Origin of the sequence: Hyphomicrobium sp. ghe19, assembly GCF_902712875.1 — a bacterium.
Classification (GTDB): domain Bacteria; phylum Pseudomonadota; class Alphaproteobacteria; order Rhizobiales; family Hyphomicrobiaceae; genus Hyphomicrobium_B.
Genome location: NZ_LR743509.1, coordinates 3,392,320 through 3,415,038, shown reverse-complemented (window position 1 = coordinate 3,415,038; position 22,719 = coordinate 3,392,320). Strand labels below are relative to the sequence as shown.

General features: G+C 60.9%; 18 protein-coding genes. 9 read left to right on the top strand and 9 right to left on the bottom strand.

The genetic code is table 11. The features are described from left to right. Positions 1–63: 63 nt before the first annotated feature. From AACL53_RS16165 to AACL53_RS16150, 4 genes are all read right to left on the bottom strand, one after another. Positions 64–1,218 carry a PotD/PotF family extracellular solute-binding protein gene (locus tag AACL53_RS16165; RefSeq protein WP_339085562.1) on the bottom strand — a complete coding sequence of 385 codons (1,155 nt, stop codon included), beginning with the start codon at positions 1,216–1,218 and terminating at the stop codon, positions 64–66. A gap of 237 nt (positions 1,219–1,455) precedes the next feature. After that, positions 1,456–2,151, bottom strand: a complete 696-nt coding sequence (locus tag AACL53_RS16160; RefSeq protein WP_339085561.1) for a cysteine hydrolase family protein — start codon at positions 2,149–2,151, stop codon at positions 1,456–1,458. Between the two features lie 10 nt (positions 2,152–2,161). Then, complete coding sequence (locus AACL53_RS16155) at positions 2,162–2,590, bottom strand: diol dehydratase small subunit (protein WP_339085560.1); 429 nt, start codon at positions 2,588–2,590, stop codon at positions 2,162–2,164. Then, positions 2,587–4,869, bottom strand: coding sequence for a propanediol/glycerol family dehydratase large subunit (locus AACL53_RS16150; RefSeq protein ID WP_339085559.1), 2,283 nt, complete (start codon positions 4,867–4,869; stop codon positions 2,587–2,589). The genes AACL53_RS16155 and AACL53_RS16150 overlap by 4 nt, the downstream gene beginning before the upstream one ends. Before the next feature lie 239 nt (positions 4,870–5,108). On the opposite strand from AACL53_RS16150, the gene AACL53_RS16145 reads away from it, so the two are divergent. After that, a complete protein-coding gene (locus AACL53_RS16145; RefSeq protein WP_339085558.1) occupies positions 5,109–6,446 on the top strand; it encodes an aspartate aminotransferase family protein in 1,338 nt (445 codons plus the stop codon). 34 nt (positions 6,447–6,480) lie between these two features. Next, positions 6,481–7,959 carry an aldehyde dehydrogenase family protein gene (locus AACL53_RS16140; protein ID WP_339085557.1) on the top strand — a complete coding sequence of 493 codons (1,479 nt, stop codon included), beginning with the start codon at positions 6,481–6,483 and terminating at the stop codon, positions 7,957–7,959. A 9-nt stretch (positions 7,960–7,968) separates the two neighbouring features. Here AACL53_RS16140 and AACL53_RS16135 read toward each other — a convergent pair whose 3' ends face one another. From AACL53_RS16135 to AACL53_RS16115, 5 genes are all read right to left on the bottom strand, one after another. After that, positions 7,969–8,730 (bottom strand): ABC transporter permease, encoded by a 762-nt coding sequence (locus tag AACL53_RS16135; protein WP_339085556.1) that lies wholly within the window; start codon positions 8,728–8,730, stop codon positions 7,969–7,971. Next, positions 8,727–9,653 carry an ABC transporter ATP-binding protein gene (locus AACL53_RS16130; protein ID WP_339085555.1) on the bottom strand — a complete coding sequence of 309 codons (927 nt, stop codon included), beginning with the start codon at positions 9,651–9,653 and terminating at the stop codon, positions 8,727–8,729. Before AACL53_RS16130 ends, AACL53_RS16135 begins: the two co-directional genes overlap by 4 nt. A gap of 64 nt (positions 9,654–9,717) precedes the next feature. Further along, the gene (locus AACL53_RS16125) at positions 9,718–10,467 is read right to left on the bottom strand and encodes an SDR family NAD(P)-dependent oxidoreductase (protein ID WP_339085554.1); all 750 of its coding nucleotides are present in this window, start codon (positions 10,465–10,467) and stop codon (positions 9,718–9,720) included. Positions 10,468–10,517: 50 nt separating this feature from the next. After that, positions 10,518–13,733, bottom strand: coding sequence for an efflux RND transporter permease subunit (locus AACL53_RS16120; protein WP_339085553.1), 3,216 nt, complete (start codon positions 13,731–13,733; stop codon positions 10,518–10,520). Between the two features lie 35 nt (positions 13,734–13,768). Continuing rightward, positions 13,769–14,977 (bottom strand): efflux RND transporter periplasmic adaptor subunit, encoded by a 1,209-nt coding sequence (locus AACL53_RS16115; RefSeq protein WP_339085552.1) that lies wholly within the window; start codon positions 14,975–14,977, stop codon positions 13,769–13,771. A gap of 494 nt (positions 14,978–15,471) precedes the next feature. On the opposite strand from AACL53_RS16115, the gene AACL53_RS16110 reads away from it, so the two are divergent. The 7 genes from AACL53_RS16110 (at position 15,472) to hpnE (ending at position 22,696) form a co-directional block, all read left to right on the top strand. Beyond that, the gene (locus AACL53_RS16110) at positions 15,472–16,071 is read left to right on the top strand and encodes a TetR/AcrR family transcriptional regulator (protein ID WP_339085551.1); all 600 of its coding nucleotides are present in this window, start codon (positions 15,472–15,474) and stop codon (positions 16,069–16,071) included. A gap of 133 nt (positions 16,072–16,204) precedes the next feature. Then, positions 16,205–17,530, top strand: coding sequence for a sorbosone dehydrogenase family protein (locus AACL53_RS16105; protein ID WP_339085550.1), 1,326 nt, complete (start codon positions 16,205–16,207; stop codon positions 17,528–17,530). A gap of 34 nt (positions 17,531–17,564) precedes the next feature. Beyond that, positions 17,565–18,566, top strand: coding sequence for a hopanoid-associated sugar epimerase (gene hpnA, locus AACL53_RS16100; RefSeq protein ID WP_339085549.1), 1,002 nt, complete (start codon positions 17,565–17,567; stop codon positions 18,564–18,566). Continuing rightward, positions 18,563–19,723: a glycosyltransferase gene (locus AACL53_RS16095; RefSeq protein ID WP_339085548.1), complete on the top strand. Its 1,161-nt coding sequence runs from the start codon at positions 18,563–18,565 to the stop codon at positions 19,721–19,723. Before hpnA ends, AACL53_RS16095 begins: the two co-directional genes overlap by 4 nt. Then, positions 19,720–20,610, top strand: coding sequence for a squalene synthase HpnC (hpnC, locus tag AACL53_RS16090; RefSeq protein ID WP_339085547.1), 891 nt, complete (start codon positions 19,720–19,722; stop codon positions 20,608–20,610). Before AACL53_RS16095 ends, hpnC begins: the two co-directional genes overlap by 4 nt. After that, positions 20,600–21,442: a presqualene diphosphate synthase HpnD gene (hpnD, locus tag AACL53_RS16085; RefSeq protein ID WP_339085546.1), complete on the top strand. Its 843-nt coding sequence runs from the start codon at positions 20,600–20,602 to the stop codon at positions 21,440–21,442. Before hpnC ends, hpnD begins: the two co-directional genes overlap by 11 nt. Next, the gene (gene hpnE / locus AACL53_RS16080) at positions 21,443–22,696 is read left to right on the top strand and encodes a hydroxysqualene dehydroxylase HpnE (protein ID WP_339085545.1); all 1,254 of its coding nucleotides are present in this window, start codon (positions 21,443–21,445) and stop codon (positions 22,694–22,696) included. Positions 22,697–22,719: the final 23 nt, after the last annotated feature.

The window sequence follows — 22,719 nt, the reverse complement described above, 5'->3', positions numbered from 1 at the left end:
AGCGGCGGAAGGCCGAAGCGTTACATGCCGTTTACTGAGGTCACGACGCAAACGTCATGTGGCTCAAGATTTCTTCGCTGCGTTCCAGATGTCGAGCAGTTTGTCGTAGTCGGGAACGATGTCGTACTCGGCCGAGCGCGCCATCTCTTCTTCGAGGCTGTCCCACTGAATGGCCTCGAGCTGGTCTTTGCTGAAGAGCTTGAAGCAATCGGGGTTACCCATCTGAGCGACCGGGTTGAATGTGCCTTCGGCGAACGCCACTGTGTGCGCGACCTCGGGAGTCTGCACGTATTCCAGGAACTGCTCAGCGAGCGGAGAGCCCTGCGGGTTGTTGACGACCGAGGTGATCTCGATCCAGGCGATGCCGCCCTTGCCGCCGGCAAGAGGACCCTTGTTTGGCGTGATGCCACGCAAATTCAAATGGCCGTCCGCGCGCGCGGGAGACGCGGAGTACGTTCCGCCCGTGAGGTGGCAATCGATTTCGCCGGAAATCATGGCTTGGTTCATGGTGGCGATGTCGCCCACGACCTTCTTGTTCTTCAGAACGCGCTTTGCGGTTTCCTCGAACTTGGCGACTTCTTCGGCGGTGTGCGCCTTGTACGGATCGAAGCCGGCGATGCAGCAGATGCCGAACACGTTCCAGTCGTCGGACTCCAGAATGCCGAAGCGGCCTGCGAGCTTCGGATCATTGAAGAGATCCCAGCCCTGGTCTTCTGCGGTTTTGCGGCTGATCTTGTCGGTGTTGACGACGAACGAGTAGGGCCCGAACCGCTGGGCCATGCCGAGCAGATCTTTGCCCGAGTCGTCCATCGCCCATTTGTAGGGCGGCTTGAACTGCGGCATCATCTTCTCGAAGTATGGCTCGAACTTCGCGCGATCAAGCGGCTTGATCAGTTTCTCGGGCAGCATGATTTTGCGCGCCCAGGGATTGTTGACGTTGATGAGATCCCAAACGTTGATCTCGCCTGCGCGCAGACGGTTGATCATCGTCGGATCGTTGGTCAGGCTTTCGGCCTTGACCGTCGCGCCCTTGCTCGAACGGAAGGGATCGAGAACCTGAGCCGAGTTGTAACCTTCCCAACAGAGGATGTTCAGTTCCTTGTCACGGGCCGCGTGGGCGGGGCCTGCGAACGGGCCCATTTGGGTGGCGGCCAGCGTCGCCGCCGCGGACGCCGAGGTTTTCAAGAAGTCGCGGCGTGAGAATTTGCTATCGAACATGCCTGTCACTCCTGGTGAGCGGATGATGAGGTTGTTGCCCGTAAACAATCAGGGCGAAACGAAAGCGATGGACGGGACTCGTCCGCGGAAGAGGGCGAGTAAGAAGGAGCGGTGCAGCCTGTTGTCCACGGTAACGGAAGATCCCCCTCTATGATGGCATCAGTGTATGCTGGGGCCGCCAAGTCGATTTGACCCTCCTGTATGGAAACTTGACCTTCTGGACGCCGTCAAGCCGGTTTAGGTCAGCTTCATCAGGGCGTTGAGTTCAGCGCTCGACATGACGTGCCCATAGATCATGTTCATGATCTCGAGTTCTTTGTGATGAAGCTCGTCTGACCCGGCGGCGCAGCAATCTTCTACCACGACCACTGCGAAACTCTCGTCGGCGAGGCTCCGGACAGTCGACGAGACGCACTGGTCCGTGAAAATCCCGCAGCAGACCACGGTTTTGATGCCGAGATTGGTCAGGATCAGCCGCAGGTTGGTACCCGTCAGTGCACTGTCTGTCGTCTTGGTAACGACGATCTCGTCCCCGATGGGCTGAAGCTCCGGGACGATCTGGGACGGCAATTCGTCTTTTGGCAGAAGGAGGTTGTTCCAGCCCGGCATCTTCTGCGATAGCGAGCGGTCGCGGCCGTCCTTGGTATGGCAGGCGATGCGCGCGAACAGGCATTCAATTCCGTTCCGCCGAAACCTCTCGAGAAGGTCCTTCGTTCTCGGCAGAACGATTTCATGCATACGCTTGTGAAAGGGCGTCCAAGCGTCATAACGCCGTTGATCCTCCGGCGAAAGCGACGCGCGGTCCGGCCGAGAAAGGTAGGTGTTCTGGACGTCGATGATGAGGAGGGCGGTGTGGGGCTTGGAGAGATCCGGGTCGTCTGGTTCCGGAGCGCCGTCGTAATAGATGGATCGATAACCCGTCTTCCAGCTCATGCCCGTCCTTTCAGAAACGCTTTTTGTAGAGAGAGCGGCGCTCGTAGACGTCCGCCGCCTCCTCGATGAAGGCCGCGACGCCCTCGGCGCCGTAAGTTTCGCGAAGTTCGCTCGCGGCCGCGATCAATTCTTGCTTGGAACTGGCCCGGCCCGGCCGCAGCAGCTCGTAGATCCGCATGATCACGTCCTGGGGAACATCCACCAGCTCCGCCCCGCGCTCGAAATTCGCAGCGAGCGTCGGCCGCCCCGCTGCCGTCGAGATTTCAGCCTGCTGGCGAAGCGCGCGGTCCGTGATGCGAAGATCTTCGAGCGACACGCGGTCGGACAGCACGCCCTCGAGCGTAATGTCATCGAGCTTCTTGCCGGCCTTTGTCTCGACGACATCGGGCCGGTTCTCGGCGAGCGGGTAATCGGCGACTGTGAGAGGCTTGCCCGTCATGCGGCGGCTCCGAGGAACATTACATCGATCTCTTCTGGTTCGGCGCCTTCAGACGTCATCTCCGTCTCGATCGCATAGATGAGCGAAACCCTCGCATGGTAGCGTGAGCCCATGGCCTCGCCGCGCGTCGGCACGATGACGGGCTCGGGCATTTCGCCGAGCGCATAGGCGGCCGCGTTGAGCCCCATCCGCTTGTAATGTTCGATCTTGGTGATCGGCGAATTCGAGAAGAGCTCGAGATTGTTGTGCGGCAGCCTGTCTTTCTGATGAATGACGGCGGTGCCCTTTGCCTGGATGCCGATCCCGATGCCGGAGCCGGCGAGCCGCGCCGCGCTGAGCCCGAGGAACGAGGTATCTGCCGTGTGGCGCATCCGGACGACGCGGGCTGTGCAGCCGCCTTCCGTTATGCCGGCGATCAGCACCCGCAAAATCGCGGAGAGGGGATGACCGGCGACCGTTTGAAAGAGCTTCAGCCCGAAAGCTGGGCTGATGCCGATGACGACTTCCTTCGGATTGTGGGTTGCGGCGGCGGGGCCTGTCGGCCGGTAGGCGACCCGGGTCACTTCCCCGGGCCTGACGGCCGCCTCGACCCGCAGCACTTCCTGGCGCGTCAGCACATCGCGAATGGCGACGATTTCCTCGCGACGCTCCTCGGTGAGACGGTAGCCGGTGCCGGGACCCTGATAATCGTTGGGATTGTTGACGGCGCTGACGATGCGCCCGTCGCGAACGACCGCCGACGTCTGCAGATAATCGCCGGAAACGCGGAGCCTCACGAGCTTCAGCAGGTTTTCCGCCTCTTCGGTGAAACCCCGCGCCGCAAGCGCCTTGATGACGTCGATGACCGTGATCGACCGGTCGTAGATGGCTTCGCTGATCAGCGCCACGTCGCGGCCGGAAAACGTCCGCGTTTCATCCGAGCCGGACGCGGCAACGACCGAGAGCTTCATGTCGGCAGTCGGTTTCGCGAGCCCGAGTTCTTCCAAAACAGCGCTGATCGCATCGACGGCCCGCGACCTGAGCTCCATGACGCGCGTCTCGCCGACCGGAGTAAGCCCGCCATCGGCCTCGAAGTCGCGCTGCAGAACCAGATAATCCTCGAGCTCCTCACCGTTGAGCAGCGAGGCGTTGAACGAATTGTCGTACTTGAGGATCGAGCCGAAGCCGGAACAGATGAGATCGGACCCCGCGATGAGATACGGCAGGATCTTTGCGCCGACGCGGATTTCCGATTCCGTCGCGCGAGCGTCGTTGCCGGACGCGCATTCGAGATCGAGCCAGACGGCGATCAGGTTCTCGGCCATCAATTCGCGCATGCCGCCGGGAACGGTGCACGTGACGGGCGCCCCGTCGATGCCGCCGTTCTGCGTGCCCTGCACGCCCATCGCGCGCTGCAGGCAAAGGCACCGCGCCTCGAGATAGAGCAACGATTTGCGGTCGTGAAAGCCCATCAGCAACTCGGAGCCCGCACCCGACGTGCACCGCATCTTGATGCCCCGCGAAGCGTAGGCCGCCGCGAGAAATGCTTTCGACCAAGGCGTATCGTCGCCGTCGATGAAGCTCTTCTCGGTGCCGTAGACCGACACGGTCTCGGCGTAGGAAGTGAAGCCCGCCATGCCGATCTTGAGTTCTTCCGCTTCTTCGCTGGAGCACTGAAAGAGCGCGCCCCACCGTCCGACGGCGGCCCCGACGGCGCAAGCGACGGCGTTCGACCAGGAGTTGCGCGCAACTCGCATCGTCGTCTCGATTTCGTCGAAGCCGAACGCCACGGCAGTTGCGGCATCGGCCGCCATCTGCAGGGGGTCGTCTTTCGCGTTCGTGACGTGCGCTTGATTGCCGGGCGTCTGCCGCGCCCGCATCTTGCTGTAGGCGAAAGCGATCTCGAGCGATGAAAGATGACTGACGACATCGGCGAGCTTGGCGGGCGTCATGCCGTGCGCGAGCCGAACCAGCGTCTTCCGCGGCACGTTCATGTCGACGAGCATGCGCGCCACTTCGAGAGACGGCATCGCCATCGCTTCCGGCGCAATTTCGGGATCGAGATGATAGCGGGCAATGAAAACGTCGATCATATCGAAGTCGCGGACGGCGATGCCATCCATGGACTCGACGACGCCAGCGCCGAGAGACAACCCTGGTTTGGGATCGAAGGGGCTCTTGAACGCCGAAAACCCGCTCGCAGCATCTTCGGCGGCGAATTTGTCGAGCCTGAGCGGGCGCTCGTCCCAATCGGAAAATCGCTTCCAACGATTCGGCCGTGCCTGCGTTTCATCAGTCATGCTTGTTTTCTCGACGATGGAGAGCCCGATTGCAATCGGAACCGACGTTACTCTGAGCGCCGCCACGGGATTTGACCAGAGCAGCCCCGAAGTTGACGGGGTTCTCCGGCCGCGGCTCCTGTCAAACTGAACAGGCCCCGCGTCCAAGGGTCAAGCTGTTGCCGGCGGCGTGCCCTATATTGAGCGATACCGATGCGGAGACGCAGCCCATTTGCCAGGGAGCTTGCCCAAGGGGCCCTATGGAAGCTACGCGAAAAATTCTCGATCTCAATGCCTTCGACATGAACGCGGCCGACAAGTTGCCGCCCGCGGTCACGAGCCTCGTCAAACGCCGGAAGCAGACATTCGGGCCGACCTCGATGCTGTTTTACGAACGGCCGCTGAACCTCGTCAGGGCCGAGGGCGTCTGGCTCCACGATGCCGATGGCACGCGCTATCTCGACGCCTACAACAACGTGCCGTCCGTCGGGCACTGTCATCCCCGCGTCGTCGAAGCCATATCGCGGCAGCTCGGCACGCTGAATACCCACACCCGTTACCTATACGACAATATCTACACGTATGCCGAACGGCTTCTGGCCACGATGCCGGAGCCGGTCTCGAATATCGTGTTTACGTGCACCGGCAGCGAAAGCGGCGATCTCGCACTGCGCATCGCCCGCGCAGTGACAGGCGGCACGGGCTTCATCGTGACCGAGAACGCCTATCACGGCAACACCACGGCCGTGACGGAGATATCGCCATCGTCCGCGAGCGCCGAGCCGCGGCCGCCGTACGTGTTCCTCGTGCCCGCACCAGACACGTATCGCCATGGTAGCGGAGCCATCGGAGCCAAATTCGCCGAGGACATTCGCAAAGCCATTGCGGGAATGGAGGCAGCCGGCATTCGCCTCGCCGGGTTGATCGCCGACAGCATCTTCTCGAGCGACGGCGTCTACCCGGGCGAGCCGGGATTTCTCACCGAAGCCGTCGCGGCAGTGCGCGACGCAGGAGGCGTCTACATCGCCGATGAAGTTCAGCCCGGCTTCGGCCGCACGGGAGAGAAGATGTGGGGTTTCGCCCGCCACGGCGTGGTGCCCGACATGGTCGTAATGGGAAAACCGATGGGCAACGGCTTTCCGATGGGCGGCGTCGCTGTCAAACCCGCTATGCTCGAGTCATTCGGATCGAGATCCGGTTATTTCAACACATTCGGCGGCAATCCGGTCGCGGCTGCTGCGGGATTGGCAGTCTTGGATGTCTTGAACGAGGAAGGCTTGCAGGAAAACGCCTTTGATACCGGCGCCTATCTCCGCTCGGAGCTTCGCATTGCCGGAGGCAATGGCGAGCGCGTCGGCGATGTTCGCGGCTCCGGCCTCTACATCGGCCTCGAACTCGTGAAGGATAAGGCGTCAGCCGCGCCCGACCGCGCTCTCGCCGAGAGAATCGTCAATGGCATGCGCGAGCGCAATATCCTCATCGGGATAGCAGGCGGTCACGGCAACGTCTTGAAGATCCGTCCGCCGCTCTGCTTTACTCGAGAGCATGCCGATATCTTTATCGATGGCTTCAGAAGCACGTTGGCGAAAGTCATCTGAAACCCGATCCAGAAACTGTCTACCCGGAACTGTGATGCAATCGAAACTTTTCATCGACGGAAAGTGGTGCGACGCGCTGGGTGCTCGCACGCTCGACGTCGTCAACCCGGCAAACGAACGAACCTTCCACCGCTGCGCTGCCGGATCAGCAGCGGATATCGACGCGGCAGTCGCCGCCGCGATGGCCGCGATGGCCGGCCCATGGTCGCGCACGACCGGCCGTGATCGGGCCGCATTCCTTCGCGCGATCGGCGCGGCGATTGAAGAGCAAAAGCAGGCGCTCGCCGAGATCGAGGTAAGAGACAACGGCAAGCCGCTCCCTGAAGCCCTCTGGGACATCGGTGACGCCGCGTATTGCTTCAATCTCTACGCAACGTACGCGGAGGAATTGGACTCGCGCCAAGGCGAAATCATCGGCGTGCCCGACGCGCGTTTTCAGTCGCGCGTCAAATACATGCCAGCAGGCGTCGCCGGGCTCATCGTGCCGTGGAACTATCCCCTGTTGATGGCGGCATGGAAGGTCGCGCCTGCGATCGCGGCAGGCTGCGCGGTCGTGCTGAAGCCGTCCGAGTACACGCCGCTGACCGCGCTGGAACTCGCGCGCATCGCAGCGGAAGCGGGCCTGCCCAATGGCGTCTTGAATGTCGTCACGGGATATGGAGCGGACGCTGGCGCGCGTCTCGCGTCGCATCCCGATGTCCGCAAGCTTGCCTTCACGGGCTCCGTCCCGACGGGCATTGCCGTTGCGTCCGCCGCGGCGCGCGATGTCAAAAGCATCAGCCTGGAGCTAGGCGGAAAATCACCGATCATCATCTTTGACGACGCCGACATTGAGCAGGCCGTCGAATGGGTGATGTTCGGGATCTTCTGGAATCAGGGACAAGTCTGCAGCGCCACATCGCGGATGATTGTCGAGAAGGGCATCGCGCCGAAGCTCATCGACCGGCTCTCAGCGGAAGCCAAGAAGATCACGATCGGCGACGGCATGGCGCCGGGCACACTGCTGGGACCGCTCGTCAGCAAAACCCAATACGACAAGGTGCTTGGATATATAGATGCCGGAAAGAGCGAGGCAACGCTCGTAACCGGCGGCGGCCGCCCCTCGCATCTCAACGAAGGCCACTTCCTGGAGCCGACGATCTTTGCCGATGTGGCGCCTACTGCGCGAATTTGGCGCGAGGAGATTTTTGGCCCCGTCCTTGCCGTCACGACGTTCGATACGGAAGACGAAGCCCTGACCTTGGCCAATGATAGCGAGTTCGGCTTGGCCGCAGCCGTCATGTCGGGCGACTTGAAGAGGGCGGAACGCGTCGCCGATGCCTTCGAGGCCGGCGTCGTTTGGATCAATTGCTCGCAGCCGAATTTTCTCGAGCCACCATGGGGCGGTGTGAAAAAAAGCGGTGTCGGTCGCGAGCTTGGAACTTGGGGACTGAACAACTTCCTCGAGCCGAAGCAGATCACTGCCTACACAACCCGTGAGCCGTGGGGCTGGTATCTGAAGGGCGGCGGCTGACGAACCCGGTCACGCCTTGAGACGGTATCCCGTCCTGAAGATCCACCAGGCGACAGCCATGCAGGCAGCAAGGAACAACGAGGTCATCAGAAGGCTCACGCCAACATTGACGTCGGAGATTTCAAAGAAGCTCCAGCGAAAGCCGCTGATCAAATAAACGACAGGATTGAAGAGCGTCACGGTTTGCCAAAAAGGCGGTAGCATCTTGACCGAATAGAAGGTGCCGCCGAGAAACGTCAGGGGCGTGATGACGAGAAGCGGGATGATCTGAAGCTTCTCAAACCCGTCGGCCCAGATCCCGATGATAAAACCGAGCATGCTGAAGGTTATCGCGGTAAGCAGCAGGAATAGGATCATCCAGAAGGGATGCGCAATGCGAAGCGGCACGAAGAGGCTTGCCGTGACCAACACCAGCAGCCCAAGGATAACCGATTTCGTCGCTGCAGCGCCGACATATCCGAGAACGATCTCGAAAGCGGAGACCGGAGCCGACAGATGCTCGTATATGGTGCCGGTGAAGCGCGGGAAGTAGATGCCGAACGAGGCGTTGAGCGTGCTCTGCGTCAAAAGCAGCATCATCACGAGCCCGGGAACGATGAACGCTCCGTAGTCGATTCCATCGACCTGCGAAATGCGTGAACCGATCGCTGAGCCGAAGACGATAAAATAAAGACACGTCGAGAGCACCGGCGAGACGATGCTCTGCATCAGTGTGCGTCCCCAGCGGGACATCTCGAAACCGTATATTGCGCGGACAGCCTCGATATTCACCGCTTTTCCCTCACGAGATCGACGAAAATGTCTTCGAGCGAGCTTTGCATGGTCGAGAGATCTTTGAATGTTACGCCGGCCGCTCGCATGTCGTTCAGAAGCGCGGTGATGCCCGTCCGCTCGGCCCGCGTGTCGTAGGTGTAGGTCAGCTCGTTGCCGTCGGCGCCGAGGTGCAAATCGTAGGCGCCGAGCCCTGCCGGTATTTCCGTCAGCGGGGCGGACAACTGGAGTACGAGCTGCTTCTTGCCGAGCTTGCGCATCAGCTCGTTCTTTTCTTCGACGAGAATGATCTCGCCCTTGGCGATGACGCCGACGCGGTCGGCCATCTCCTCGGCTTCTTCGATGTAATGCGTCGTCAAGATAATCGTCACGCCTTCCGCGCGAAGCTTCCGCACGATCTCCCACATCTCGCGCCGAAGCTCCACGTCGACGCCCGCGGTAGGCTCGTCGAGGAACAAAATCCGCGGTTCGTGCGCCAACGCTTTTGCGATCAACAGCCGGCGCTTCATGCCGCCCGAAAGCGTCATGATCCGGCTGTCTTTCTTGTCCCAAAGCGAAAGCGCGCGCAGCACCTTCTCGACATAGGCATGGTTCTGCGGCTTACCGAACAGCCCGCGGCTGAAGTTGACCGTCGCCCACGGGGTTTCGAACATGTCCGTCGCGAGTTCCTGCGGCACGAGGCCGATCATCGCGCGCACGGCGCGATAATCGGCGACGATATCCTTCCCGTCGACGGTGATTTTCCCCGCCGTGGGATTGACGATCCCGCAGATGCAGCCAATCAGCGTCGTCTTGCCCGCGCCGTTGGGCCCGAGAAGCGCGAAGATCTCGCCCTGACTTATCTCGAGATTGATGTCCTTGAGGGCAGTAAATCCCGATGCATACGTCTTGGAAAGATGTTTGACACGAATAACTGCTGGCATCGATTAGGACTCTGTCTGATGACGGGCATCAATTCGGCACGCATCGCAGCGTCTGCTATCGTTGTCAACGGGCTCCGCCGGAAACCGTCAGTCTGTCGCCGGTAATCCAGCCGGACTCGTCGGATGCGAGAAAAACGGCGACCTTCGCGATGTCGTCCGGCTGGCCAACGCGTCCCAGCGGCGTTTGCTGAATCGCGTGTGACTCGAAGTCGGTGCCCAGGATTCCCATCGTATGCACGCCTTCAGTTTCGACGAGACCCGGAGCAATTGTGTTCACGCGAATTTTCTTCGGCCCAAGCTCTGCAGCTAGCACCCGCGTTACGGCATCGACCGCGCCCTTGGTTGCGGAGTAGACCACGGTGTTGGGAAACGCAGCTAGGCTAACAACGGAACTGACATTGATGATGCTGCCGCCTTCAGGACCGAAATACTTTGCGGCTTCCTGTGCCGCCAGTATCGTACCGAGAACGTTCGTGTTGAATTGCCGTTGAAACTCGCCGTCGGTCACGGCTTCGAGTGGCTGAAACGCATAGACGCCGGCATTGTTGACGAGGATGTCGAGCGAGCCGAAAGCCTTCTTAGTTTCAGCAAATATATTTTTGATGTCGTCGGCGTTTGCGACGCTGCCTTTGACAGCGATCGCCTTGCCGCCTTTGCTTTTGATATCGGCGACGACCTTTTCGGCACCTTCTTTGCTCGAGGCATAGTTCACAGTGACGGCAGCGCCCGCTTCGGCGAGGGCCCTTGCGATTTCGGCGCCGATGCCTTTTGAGGCGCCCGTTACGATTGCAACTTTACCTTTGAGATTAGACATTATTTCTCTCCATATTTGGACTTCGGGGGGAAGCGCCAAGTTCGGTCGTGTTATTCCGCGGCTGTCGGTGCCAAGTGGCCATGGGATCCGGCCGCCGCGACGACTGGCGAGATGACCTCGCCAGTATGCTTGAGAGGTTTGTTTCCGCTGAGTTTTCGCAAGATGACGTAGAAGACCGGCGTCAGGAAAATGCCGAAGATCGTCACGCCGATCATTCCTGAGAACACGGCGATGCCCATGGCTTGGCGCATCTCGGCGCCGGCGCCGATCGAGGTCACGAGCGGAACGACGCCCATGATGAACGCCATCGACGTCATCAGGATTGGCCGGAGACGCAAGCGGCTCGCTTCGATTGCCGCCTGCACCGGATTACGGCCCGCGAGTTCGAGCTCGCGCGCAAACTCGACGATCAAAATGGCATTCTTCGCGGACAACCCGACAAGAACGATCAAACCGATCTGCGTGAACACGTTGTTGTCGCCATGCGAGAGATACACGCCCGTCATGGCGGCGAGCAGGCCCATCGGCACGATCATGATGATCGAAAGCGGCAGCACGAGACTCTCGTACTGTGCGGCAAGCACGAGGAACACGAGGAAGATCGACAGCGGGAATACCCAAACGCCGGAATTGCCCGCAAGGATCTCCTGGTACGTTAGCTCGGTCCACTCAAAGCCTATGCCCTTCGGCAAGACTTGCGCCGCGATGCGTTCAACCGCTGCCTTCGCTTGTCCCGACGAGTATCCCGGAGCAGCGCCGCCGTTGACGTCGGCGGTCAGGAAGCCGTTGTAGCGCATGGCGCGCTCGGGCCCCGCGACCTGCTTCACGTTGAGCAGCGCTGAAAGCTGGATCATGGCGCCGGTGTTGGACCGAACCTTCAACAGCCCGATATCCTCGGGACGCGCACGATACTTCGCATCGGCCTGAACGCGGACTGAGTACGTCCGGCCGAATTTATTGAAGTCGTTGACGTAGAGCGATCCGAGATAGATTTGCATCGTCGCGAATACGTCGGTCACCGCCACGCCGAGCTGACGCGCCTTCGTCCGGTCGATCGCAGCGAAAAGCTGTGGCACGTTCACCTGATATGAGGTGAAAACACCGGCGAGCTCGGGCGCCTTGCTGAGTGCTCCCGTGAATGCGTTCATTGCATCGCTCAAGGCGTCATAGCCAAGGCCGGCACGATCTTCGACTTGCAGCTTGAATCCGCCGATGGTCCCAAGCCCCTGAACGGGCGGCGGCGGAAACATCACGATGAATGCGTCTTTGATGCCCGCGAATTGCCGATTGAGGTTCATCGCGATCGCTGGACCGCTGAGTTCCGGTGAGCGACGGTCTTCGAACGACTTCAAACCGGCGAAAACGATTCCGGAATTGGAGCTGTTGGTGAAACCATTGATCGACAAGCCGGGAAACTGCACGGCATTCTCGACACCGGGAGTCTTGAGCATGATGTCGCCCATCTGCCGAATGACATCTTCGGTGCGGTCGAGCGTGGCGCCGTCCGGAAGCTGCGCAAAGCCGACAAGATATTGCTTGTCTTGGCCCGGCACGAAGCCGCCAGGAACAGCCTTGAACATCGCACCGGCCGCTCCGATCAGAACCAGATAAATGAGAAACGCCGCTGCCTTGTGCGAGAGGATGCGTTTGACGCCGCCGCTGTAGGCATTCGACCCCCTGGTGAACGCGCGGTTGAAGCCGCGGAAGAACCAGCCGAATGCGAAGTCCATACCCCGCGTCAGCCGATCCTTGGGCGCGTCATGACCTTTCAAGAGAACTGCGGCGAGCGCGGGCGATAGCGTCAGCGAGTTGATCGCCGATATCACCGTCGAGATCGCGATCGTCAGCGCGAACTGCTTGTAGAACTGCCCGGTCAAACCGGTGATGAGAGCAAGCGGCACGAAGACCGCAACCAGCACCAGGGCAATGGCGATGATCGGTCCAGAAACCTCGCGCATCGCCTGAATGGTCGCCTCGCGCGGAGCCAAGCCGTTCTCGATATTGCGCTCGACGTTCTCGACGACGACGATCGCATCATCGACCACGATGCCGATCGCGAGCACGAGGCCGAACAGCGTCAGCGCGTTGATCGAGAATCCGAAAACATGCATCACTGCGAACGTGCCGACGATCGAAACCGGCACCGCGATCAGCGGAATGATCGACGCGCGCCACGTCTGCAGGAAGACGATGACGACGAGCACGACCAGCGCCACGGCTTCGAGAAGCGTGTGAATGACCGCCTCGATCGAAGCCCGCACGAACTGCGTCGGATCATAGACGATGTTGTAATCGACGCCTTCGGGCATGTACTGCTTGAGCTCTGCCATCGTCGCGCGGACGTTGTCTGAGATCTCAATGGCGTTCGAGCCGGGAGCCTGGAAGATCGGGATCGCGACGGCCTGCTTGTTGTTGAGCAGCGAACGCAGCGAATAGTCGGCCGCGCCGAGTTCGATGCGCGCGACATCGCGCAAGCGCGTGACCTGATTGTTCGCGCCGGCCTTGACGACGATGTCGCCGAATTCATCTTCGCTCGCGAGACGGCCTTGCGCGTTGACGGACAGCTGGAAATCGAGATTGGGAAGCGAGGGAGACGACCCGACGACGCCGACGGCGGCCTGCACGTTTTCGGCGCGGACCGCATTGACGATGTCGCTTGCCGAAAGTCCGAGTTCGGCGGCCTTCGCCGGATCGACCCAGACCCGCATCGAATAGTCGCCTGATCCGAAGATCTGCACATCGCCGACGCCGTTGATGCGCGCAAGCCGGTCTTTGACGTTGATCACCGCGTAATTGCGCAGGTACGTCATGTCATAGCGGTCGTTCGGCGACAGCAAGTGCACGACCATCGTCAGGTCAGGTGAGCTCTTGACCGTCGTGATGCCGAGTGCGCGCACGTCTTCGGGCAAACGGGGTTCGGCCTGAGAGACGCGGTTTTGAACGAGCTGCTGGGCCTTGTCGGGATCGGTGCCGAGCCGGAACGTGACGGTAAGAGTCATCAAGCCATCGGTCGTCGCCTGGCTGCTCATGTAGAGCATGCCTTCGACGCCGTTGATCTGCTCCTCGATCGGCGTCGCAACCGTTTCGGCGATAACTTTAGGGTTGGCGCCCGGATAGTTCGCCCGCACGACGACCTGCGGCGGCACGACTTCCGGATACTCCGAAATCGGCATCGCAGGGAGTGCCAACAGGCCGCCCAGGAAAATCAGGGTGGAGAGCACGCCCGCGAAAATCGGACGATCGATGAAGAATTTCGAGATGTTCATATGCGGGCTCGCCCTTTGGCTTCTCGCGTGAAAGTCTATTGCGGTGTGGCGGGCGACGGCTTGTCGGCAGCGGCCTGTTTTTCTGGCAACGGACGCCCATTCATCGCCACCGGCTCCGGCGCGACTTCGTCGCCCGGCCTCACATGCTGTAAGCCCGCGACGATGATGCGGTCACCCGCTGCAAGACCGCTCGTGACGATGCGAAGATCGTCGGCCATCGCGCCGAGTTTGACCTCGCGATAAGCGGACTTGTTATCCTTGCCGACGACGATCACGTACTTTTTGTCTTGATCGGTGCCGATGGCGCGCTCGGAGATCGCAATGATCGGAGCCGTACGCGGTTTTGCCATCCGCACGCGGACGAATTGACCGGCGATGAGAAGCCCGTCGGTGTTTTCGAACGTCGCGCGAAGCCGCACCGTGCCGCTCGCCACGTCGACCTTGTTGTCGATCAACTGGAGCGTGCCGCGGCGCCACTGGCCCTCATTCGCAGCGGTCGACATCGACACTGGGATTTGCTCGATGCGGGCCGTTGCGTTCGCTTCGGGCGAAAGCGTAGCCAATGCGCGGGCAACGACGTTCTCGTCCGCATTGAAGCTCGCGTAAATCGGATTGACCGATACGATCGTCGTCAGTATCGGCGCGTTGGAGCCGCCTTCGACGAGGTTGCCGACTGTGATCTCGTGCCGGCCGACGCGCCCCGACACGGGTGCACGCACATCGGTCCACGCGAGGTTGAGCTTGGCGGTTTGAAGCGCGGCCTGCGCGCTCTTCAGATTGGCGACAGCAGCGTCATAAGCGTTCGCGCGGGTATCGAGTTCTCGCTCCGAAAGCGCGTTGCCGATGATCTGGCGCGCGCGAGCGACGTCCGCCTTCGTGAATACGACCTGAGCCTGCGCCGCACCGACGAGGCCCTCCAGACGCTCGACTTCGGCAGCGTAGGGCGCCGGATCGATCGTCACCAGCGCGTCGCCCGCCTTCACCAGCGAGCCTTCGCGGAAATGGATAGCAACGATCTGGCCCGCAACACGAGGCCGAAGGTCGACACGCTCGATCGCTTCGAGCCGTCCGGAGAACTCGTCCCAGGTGTCGACCTCATGCGGCTCGACGGTCGCGACGGAGACGGGCACCGCTGCATGCTCCTGGGCAAGGGCCGCGCCAGCGTGCGCCGTCACAAGTAGCGCCGCGATTGCTGCCGAAGCCAGCAAACCTCTTGAGGACTGGAATGGTGCGTGAAATCTCATGATCAACCCCTCGGATGTTCGCGGCAAACTCTCGTCATTTCGCCGGCGATGTCGCTGGCGGCGAGTGTGAAGCGTGTGGTGGAAGCGAGAGCGCGGCGAGCATTTAAGCGGCGTCGCTCGCGCTACTCGCCGTTAGGAAAAGTTGTCGTGACTGAGCCCGGGCGGCCAACGGTCGCGCAATGTGTCGAACTGACCGGGATTTTGCGCAGTGTCTCCTTCGCGCCGCGATTGGTATCCACAAGCAGATACAACAAATGGGACATGAAGCTCGTCGTACACATCGTTTGGGCGCCGGCTCGAAACCCATCCCGCAAATCTCGTGAGGACCGCTGTCGCGCTATTGAGGGAGCTTTTCATCATGCGCATCTTCCCTATATATGTACTGAGTGGTACCGATATAGGGTGGCGATCGGGGCTGTCAACTGATATCTGTATCGATGAGTATGAAAATGTACAGGTGTAAGACGGAAAGAACGAACACTGGGAGAGAAGCGGTGCAAAAAGGCCGCCCACGGGAATTCGACAAGGAGCAAGTGCTGGACAAGGCCCTCCATGTGTTTTGGGAGCGCGGTTACGAAGGAACGTCGCTTTCCGATTTGACGGAAGCGATGGGCATCAACCGCCCGAGCCTCTATGCGGCATTTGGGAACAAGGAGGAGCTATTTCGGCGGGCTCTCGATCGCTACGCCGAAAAGGGCCCAGGCGCCGTGCACCGCGAGGCTCTCGCCGAGCCGACCGCGAAAGCGGTGGTTGAGCGCCTGCTAAAATCCGCTGCTGACAGTTTGACTGACCCGGCCAATCCGCCGGGATGCCTCGCTGTGCAGGGCGCGCTCTCGTGCGGCGACGCTGCTGAATCGATCAAGAAAGAACTCTGCCAGCGCCGGTCCCTGGCAGAACAGGAACTTCGCCAGCGTTTCGAACGCGCCAAGGCCGAAGGTGACCTTGAGCGACGGTTCGAACCTGAAAGTCTTGCGCGTTACGTTATGACGGTCCTGCAAGGCATGGCCGTGCAAGCGGCCGGCGGAGCTGCGCGCGCCGATCTCCACGCTGTCGCCGCCATGGCGATAAGTGGACTAGCGGCCGCGGAAAACTAATCCGCGGCACGGGGTTGTCGTCACGCCTGCGGTCCTGTAGCTGGCGTCCGCGAACGCTCGGCAACCGAGCATGCTCAAGCCGTTCCCGTGAGCGCAATCATCTGGTGGAGATTACATTGTGCGGAGTTCTTCGATGGCTGACTTGCAAAGCGCTGGCGTCGCCAGGAAACTGGCCAGCGGCTTGACCGCGAAAGCTCTCGTCCTCCCGTTCGCTTTCTTCGCCCTCATGCATCTGCCGATCGAAAGTCGCGCTCACCCAGCCGATGCGAAGTCCTGCGACGGTAATGCAGGCCTCACGTTGCCGAAAGGTTTCTGCGCCACGATCTTTGCAGACCACGTCGGCGCACCGCGTCACATGGCCGTCGCGCCCGACGGCACTGTCTACGTCAACAATCGCAACCGCAAACCGTCCCCTGACGGCTCATTGCTCGCCTTGAAAGACAGCAAAGGCGACGGCCATGCCGACATCATCGAACGGTTCGGACCGGCGGACGGCGGGGGGACCGGCATCGCCATCTATAAAAATGGCCTCTTCGTAGACCTCGGCGATAAAATCGTTCGCTACGATCTCGCGCCCGGCGACATCGCACCCAAGGGCAAACCCGAAACGGTCGTGTCCGATATCCCGGTCAACGGGGATCATAAATCCCGGCCATTCTCGATCGATCCGAAAGGCAACCTCTTCGTCGATCTCGGCTCGGCAACGAATTCCTGCCAGCAAGATAATCGCGCAGAAGAATCGCCGGGCATCGATCCCTGCGAAGAACTGAAAACGCACGCCGGAATCTGGCGCTTCGACGCAAACAAAACAGGACAGGTCTTCTCGCCAGCCGAGCGTTACGCGACCGGACTTCGCAATGCCGCAGGCATCGACTTCGACGACGCAGGCCGGATATTCGCGACCCAACACGGCCGCGATCAGCTCTACGAGAACTGGCCGAAGCTGTATTCCTCGAAGCAAGGTACGGATCAGCCGGCTGAAGTCCTCGTCGCGCTTCAAGAAGGCGGCGACTACGGCTGGCCCTACTGCTATTACGACGCCATTCAGCAAAAAAACGTTCTCGCGCCCGAGTACGGCGGCGACGGTGGCAAGGCCGTAGGCCGATGCGCCGAAAAGCTTCCGCCCATCGCTGCATTTCCCGGACATTGGGCGCCGAACGATCTCACGATCTACAAAGGGAAGGCGTTTCCGGAAACCTATCGCGGCGGGGCTTTCATCGCCTTTCATGGTTCCTGGAATCGCTCCTCCGGGCCCCAGGAAGGCTATAACATCGTGTTTCAGCCGCTCGAGAGCGGCAAAGCAGCGGGCCCTTACAGCATCTTTGCCGACGGTTTCCGCGACGGAGATAAAACAGGAACCGAGCATCGTCCGACAGGACTTGCGGTCGGACCCGATGGCGCGCTTTACGTCAGCGACGACGCGGCTGGCCGTATCTGGCGGATCACTTACAACGGGTGACGATACTTTCGACGCATCGGGGGGCGCGAGAACATTGGCCGCAAAAGACATCGTGTTTCTGACGGGCGCCTCGGGCTTCGTGGGCACGGCCGTCGCGCGTCGCCTCATCGAGGAAGGAATGTCGGTTCGGGCGCTCGTTCGCCGGACCAGCAATCGCGCGAACCTCTCAGGGCTCGACCTCGAAATCGTTGAAGGCGATATTCGCGACACCGGACTGCTGGACAAAGCGGTGCGCGGTGCCCGTTACGTTTTTCATGTCGCGGCGGACTACCGCCTCTGGGCCCCGGACCCGCAAGAGATCATTGCGACGAATACGAACGGCACCCGTGCCGTCATGGCGGCTGCACTGAAGGCGGGCGTCGAACGCGTCATCTACACGTCCAGCGTCGCGACACTGAGACTAACCGGCGATGGCTCGCCTTCGGACGAGACCATGCCGCTCGATGAAGCGCATGCAATCGGCGCTTACAAGAAAAGCAAGGTTCTCGCGGAGCGGCTGGTCGAGCGGATGATCTCGGAGGAGAGGCTGCCGGCAGTCATCGTTAACCCTTCGACACCGATCGGTCCGCGTGACGTCCGGCCAACGCCGACCGGACGCATCGTCGTCGAGGCAGCGTCGGGCCGAATGCCCGCCTATGTCGATACGGGCTTAAATCTCGTACATGTCGATGACGTCGCGAACGGCCACGTTGCTGCCTTGAAGCACGGGCGAATTGGCGAGCGTTATATTCTGGGGGGACAGGACATGACGCTCGGAGAAATGCTCGCCGTAATCGCGCGTCTGGCAGGCCGAAGGCCACCGTCGATCAAACTCCCGCGCCAGCTGATCTATCCCATTGCCTACGGTGTGGAAGCTATGGCCCGCATGACGGGACGCGAGCCCTTCGCGACTGTCGACGGCCTGCGCATGGCCAAATACAAAATGTTCTTTTCCTCGGCCAAAGCTGCGCGCGAGCTAGGCTACCGGGCACGTCCCGCAGCTGACGCCCTGGCGGAAGCCTATCGCTGGTTTCGCGACGCGGGATATCTGAAGTGACCGCGGTCGATCTCATCGCCGCGATCGGCCTCGTTGCGTGGATTTACCTGCTGCTGCTCAACGGCGGATTTTGGCTCACCAGCGAGCGCGAGGAGTTCGAGCGCGGAAAATTCGCTGGGCCGGGCGCTTGGCCGCGAGTGACGGCCGTAATTCCCGCGCGCAACGAAGCCGACATGCTTCCGTTGTCCCTCACATCGCTCGTCGCGCAGGATTATCCCGGCGAATTCTCAATCGTACTTGTCGATGACCAAAGCACCGACGGCACCGCCGAAATTGCGCGCAAGATCGCTGCGGGTTCGACGAGGGAGGTAAGCATCATCGAAGGCGCACCGCTTCCTGCCGCGTGGACGGGCAAGGTGTGGGCCATGCATCAGGGAATAGCCGCGGCAACGTCATCGAAGGCGCCCGATTATCTTCTGCTGACGGACGCCGACATCGGCTACACGCCGGAAATGCTGACATCGCTGGTGACGAGTTCGCGCGCGAACGGCCGCGCCATGACATCGGTGATGGCCAAGCTCAAATGCGAAAGCTGGGCCGAGCGAGCGCTTGTCCCGGCCTTCATTTTCTTCTTTCAGATGCTCTACCCGTTTCGTTGGGTGAACAGCGAAACGGCGTCGACCGCGGCGGCAGCGGGCGGCTGCATGCTGGTCGAGCGTACGGCATTGGAACGCGCTGGCGGGATCGCCGCCATCCGCGGCGCGCTCATCGACGATTGTGCTCTCGGAAAACTGTTGAAAAAGCAGGGCCCGATTTGGCTCGGACTTTCACACGGCGTGACCAGTCTTCGCGTTTATCCTGCATTTGATGATATTCGCCGAATGGTTGCGCGATCGGCGTATGCCCAACTGCACTATTCGCCAGTGCTACTGCTCGGAACTGTCGTCGGAATGGGGCTTATTTATCTGGCACCGCTGGCATTTGCCATGTTTTCGAACTATCCGGCGAACGTTATCGGGGCTGCAACATACGCGCTGATGGTTATCGCCTTTCAACCGACGTTGCGCTTTTACAACCGTTCTCCACTTTGGGGCCTTGCGCTACCAGTTATAGCGACGGCCTATGTGGGTTTCACGCTAGATTCGGCGTATCAGCATATGCGCGGTCGTGGAGGTCTCTGGAAGGGCCGGGTTCAGGCCGAAGTAGGAAGGCAATGACGGTCGACGGAAAGTACAAATCCGGCAAGTCTGAGCGTGACGAGAATTTTCCTGTCGCGTCCCGCGTCATTGCCTCGCGTCACCGCGCGCCGATCCTCGCATTCTATCGTTTTGCCCGGGCGGCAGATGATGCAGCCGATCATCCGACCCTCGATGCACAATCGAAGCTTTCGATCCTCGATGCGCACGAAGCGACACTGCTCGGCCGCTCCGACGCCGCAGTCGACGCACTCGCGCTTCGCGAACAGCTGCGCCTGAGAAATCTCAGCGCGCAACACGCTCTCGATCTTCTCAAGGCCTTTCGCCAGGATGTCACGAAGAACCGCTACGGCACGTGGGACGAGCTTCTCGACTATTGCCGCTATTCGGCAATGCCGGTCGGCCGGTTCGTCCTCGATGTCCACGGTGAACCGAAGTCCACATGGCAGCACTCGGATGCATTGTGCACGGCCTTGCAGATAATCAATCATCTTCAGGATTGCGGTAAGGACTATCGCAAGATCGACCGGGTCTACATTCCGCTCGACGATCTTTCTTCCCGCGGGCTCGGCGTTCGCGATCTGGGCGAGCCGAAGTCTTCTCCGGAGCTGCGCGCTTGCCTGCGGTCGTTGGCCGTGAAGACCGAGGCAATGCTTCCCGAAGCGGCGCTGTTGCCGTCGAGCGTCACGGACCTGCGCCTTGCGGTCGAAACGTCGGTGATCGTTGGCCTCGCTCGCAAGATCATCGGGCTGCTGAAGACGCGCGACCCGCTGTCGGAGTCCGTCCACCTTTCGAAACCATACGCTGCGATGATTGCTGCACGCACGGCCGCTGCCACTATTGCGGGTCGCACTTTCACACGCTCAGCGTTTACGAAGTCGTCAAGGATGATGCCGCATGAGCGCTGATGTCGACACCCTGATTGCTGACGAAACGCCGGCCGCGGCAAGCAGCTCGTTTTACGCGGCCATGCGCGTTCTGCCGCGTGAACAGCGCGAGGCGATGTATCACGTCTATGCATTTTGCAGGGCCGTCGACGACGTCGCCGACAACGGCGGCTCGAGAGATGTGCGCCTTGCCGACCTCGTGCAATATCGGGACGACATCGAACAACTCTACGCAACGGGTCAGCGGACATCGCGCACGCGCGATCTCGCAGGCCCGATTGCGCAATACGGTCTTCTGAAGGAAGACTTCATCGCCGTCATCGACGGCATGGAGATGGATATCGTCCGCGACCTGCGTGCCCCTGAATGGAAGGTTCTCGACCTCTATTGTGACCGCGCCGCCTCCGCAGTCGGCAGATTGTCGGTGCGGATTTTCGGCATGGAGGAGACGCCGGGTATTGAGCTTTCCCATAACCTCGGTCGCGCGCTCCAGTTGACGAACATTCTGCGCGACATCGATGAAGACGCGGCGATGGGCCGCCTCTATCTCCCCAAGGAAGCATTGCGCGAATGCGGCCTCGCAGACCTTTCGATCGCCGATATTCTGGTCGATCCGCGCCTCGATCGCGTGTGCCGCGGCGTCGCCGAGAAGGCGCGGAAATACTACGATAGGTCGGAAGCCATCATGGCTCGCTCTTCGCGGCGTACCGTAAGATCGCCACGCATGATGGCGACGGTCTATCGGGGCATTCTCGAGAAACTGATCGCACGAGGGTGGGGCGCGCCGCGCGTTGATGTGCGCCGTTCGAAGCGCACCGTCCTCTGGGCGGTTCTGCGTGACGGCATTTTTTAAATGAGCGACGGCACTATTCACATTGTCGGGGCCGGTCTTGCCGGTCTTTCGGCGGCGGTCACGCTTGTCGGACGGGGACGCAATGTCGTCGTCCACGAGCTTGCACGCCACGCCGGCGGACGCTGCCGCTCGTATTTCGAGTCCGCGCTCGGACTGACGATCGACAATGGCAACCACCTTCTTCTATCGGGCAACGCGAGCGCGCTCGGGTATTTGAATACGATCGGCGGCAGGCATCTGCTTGATGATCCGCAGCACGCCGAGTTCGCATTTTGCGATTTCATGTCCGGCGAGCGATGGACGCTGAGGCCGAACGACGGGCCGCTGCCCTGGTGGATTTTCTCTGGACACCGTCGCGTGCCGGGCACGCGCGCCCTCGACTACATTCGCGTTGGAAGTCTACTCCAAGCAAAAGCCACCGATACGATTGGCCAACGCGTGGATACCGGTTCGTTGGTCTTCGCTCGTCTCATGAATCCGGTGTTGGTCGCGGCTCTGAACTGCGATCCGTCGGAAGGCTCCGCAAAGCTTGCCGCCACGATCATCCGCGAAACGCTGGGGCGTGGCGGCAAAGCCTGCCGCCCGCTGTTCGCAGCCAACGGACTGGGACCGGCTCTGGTCGATCCCGCCCTTCAGTTTCTCGGAAAGCGCGGCGCCGAAGTCCGGTTTGACCATTCGTTGCGGGCGATTGAATTCTCAGATGGGCGCGCCCGCACGCTGCAATTCGCGGACGGCGCCGTCGAACTGAACAGCACCGACGATGTCATCCTCGCCGTACCAGGCTGGGTCGCGCGCACCCTGATACCGGATTTGGTCGCGCCGACCGAATACCGTTCAATCTTGAACGCTCATTTTGCCGTCGCGCCCCCGGCCGGACTTCCGAAGATCACGGGCGTCGTCAACGCGACGACGGAATGGCTGTTCGCATTTGAAAACCGGCTGTCGGTCACCGTCAGCGTCGCAGATCGTTACAATGAGGCCGAGAGAGAACCTCTTGCACGGCAGATCTGGACCGAGGTTGCGAAAATTGCGGGCCTCGAAACGGAACTTCCGCGCTGGCAGATCGTGAAGGAGCGGCGTGCAACTTTCGCAGCAACGCCCGGACAGAATGCCCTGCGGCCGAAAGCGCAAACACGTTGGAAAAACGTGCTTCTCGCGGGTGATTGGACAGACACCGGTCTTCCGGCCACGATTGAAGGCGCGATAAGGTCGGGGGAAGCGGCCGCGAAACTGGCGGCGTCGGCGCACTTCTGATAGGACGCTCGAACTTCTGGGAG

What these genes read in the sequence shown, in the direction of transcription:
- AACL53_RS16165 (WP_339085562.1), bottom strand. Translation starts at nt 1,218, where the DNA reads ATGTTCGATAGCAAATTCTCACGCCGCGACTTCTTGAAAACCTCGGCG.
- AACL53_RS16160 (WP_339085561.1), bottom strand. Translation starts at nt 2,151, where the DNA reads ATGAGCTGGAAGACGGGTTATCGATCCATCTATTACGACGGCGCTCCG.
- AACL53_RS16155 (WP_339085560.1), bottom strand. Translation starts at nt 2,590, where the DNA reads ATGACGGGCAAGCCTCTCACAGTCGCCGATTACCCGCTCGCCGAGAAC.
- AACL53_RS16150 (WP_339085559.1), bottom strand. Translation starts at nt 4,869, where the DNA reads ATGACTGATGAAACGCAGGCACGGCCGAATCGTTGGAAGCGATTTTCC.
- AACL53_RS16145 (WP_339085558.1), top strand. Translation starts at nt 5,109, where the DNA reads ATGGAAGCTACGCGAAAAATTCTCGATCTCAATGCCTTCGACATGAAC.
- AACL53_RS16140 (WP_339085557.1), top strand. Translation starts at nt 6,481, where the DNA reads ATGCAATCGAAACTTTTCATCGACGGAAAGTGGTGCGACGCGCTGGGT.
- AACL53_RS16130 (WP_339085555.1), bottom strand. Translation starts at nt 9,653, where the DNA reads ATGCCAGCAGTTATTCGTGTCAAACATCTTTCCAAGACGTATGCATCG.
- AACL53_RS16125 (WP_339085554.1), bottom strand. Translation starts at nt 10,467, where the DNA reads ATGTCTAATCTCAAAGGTAAAGTTGCAATCGTAACGGGCGCCTCAAAA.
- AACL53_RS16120 (WP_339085553.1), bottom strand. Translation starts at nt 13,733, where the DNA reads ATGAACATCTCGAAATTCTTCATCGATCGTCCGATTTTCGCGGGCGTG.
- AACL53_RS16115 (WP_339085552.1), bottom strand. Translation starts at nt 14,977, where the DNA reads ATGAGATTTCACGCACCATTCCAGTCCTCAAGAGGTTTGCTGGCTTCG.
- AACL53_RS16105 (WP_339085550.1), top strand. Translation starts at nt 16,205, where the DNA reads ATGGCTGACTTGCAAAGCGCTGGCGTCGCCAGGAAACTGGCCAGCGGC.
- hpnC (WP_339085547.1), top strand. Translation starts at nt 19,720, where the DNA reads ATGACGGTCGACGGAAAGTACAAATCCGGCAAGTCTGAGCGTGACGAG.
- hpnD (WP_339085546.1), top strand. Translation starts at nt 20,600, where the DNA reads ATGAGCGCTGATGTCGACACCCTGATTGCTGACGAAACGCCGGCCGCG.
- hpnE (WP_339085545.1), top strand. Translation starts at nt 21,443, where the DNA reads ATGAGCGACGGCACTATTCACATTGTCGGGGCCGGTCTTGCCGGTCTT.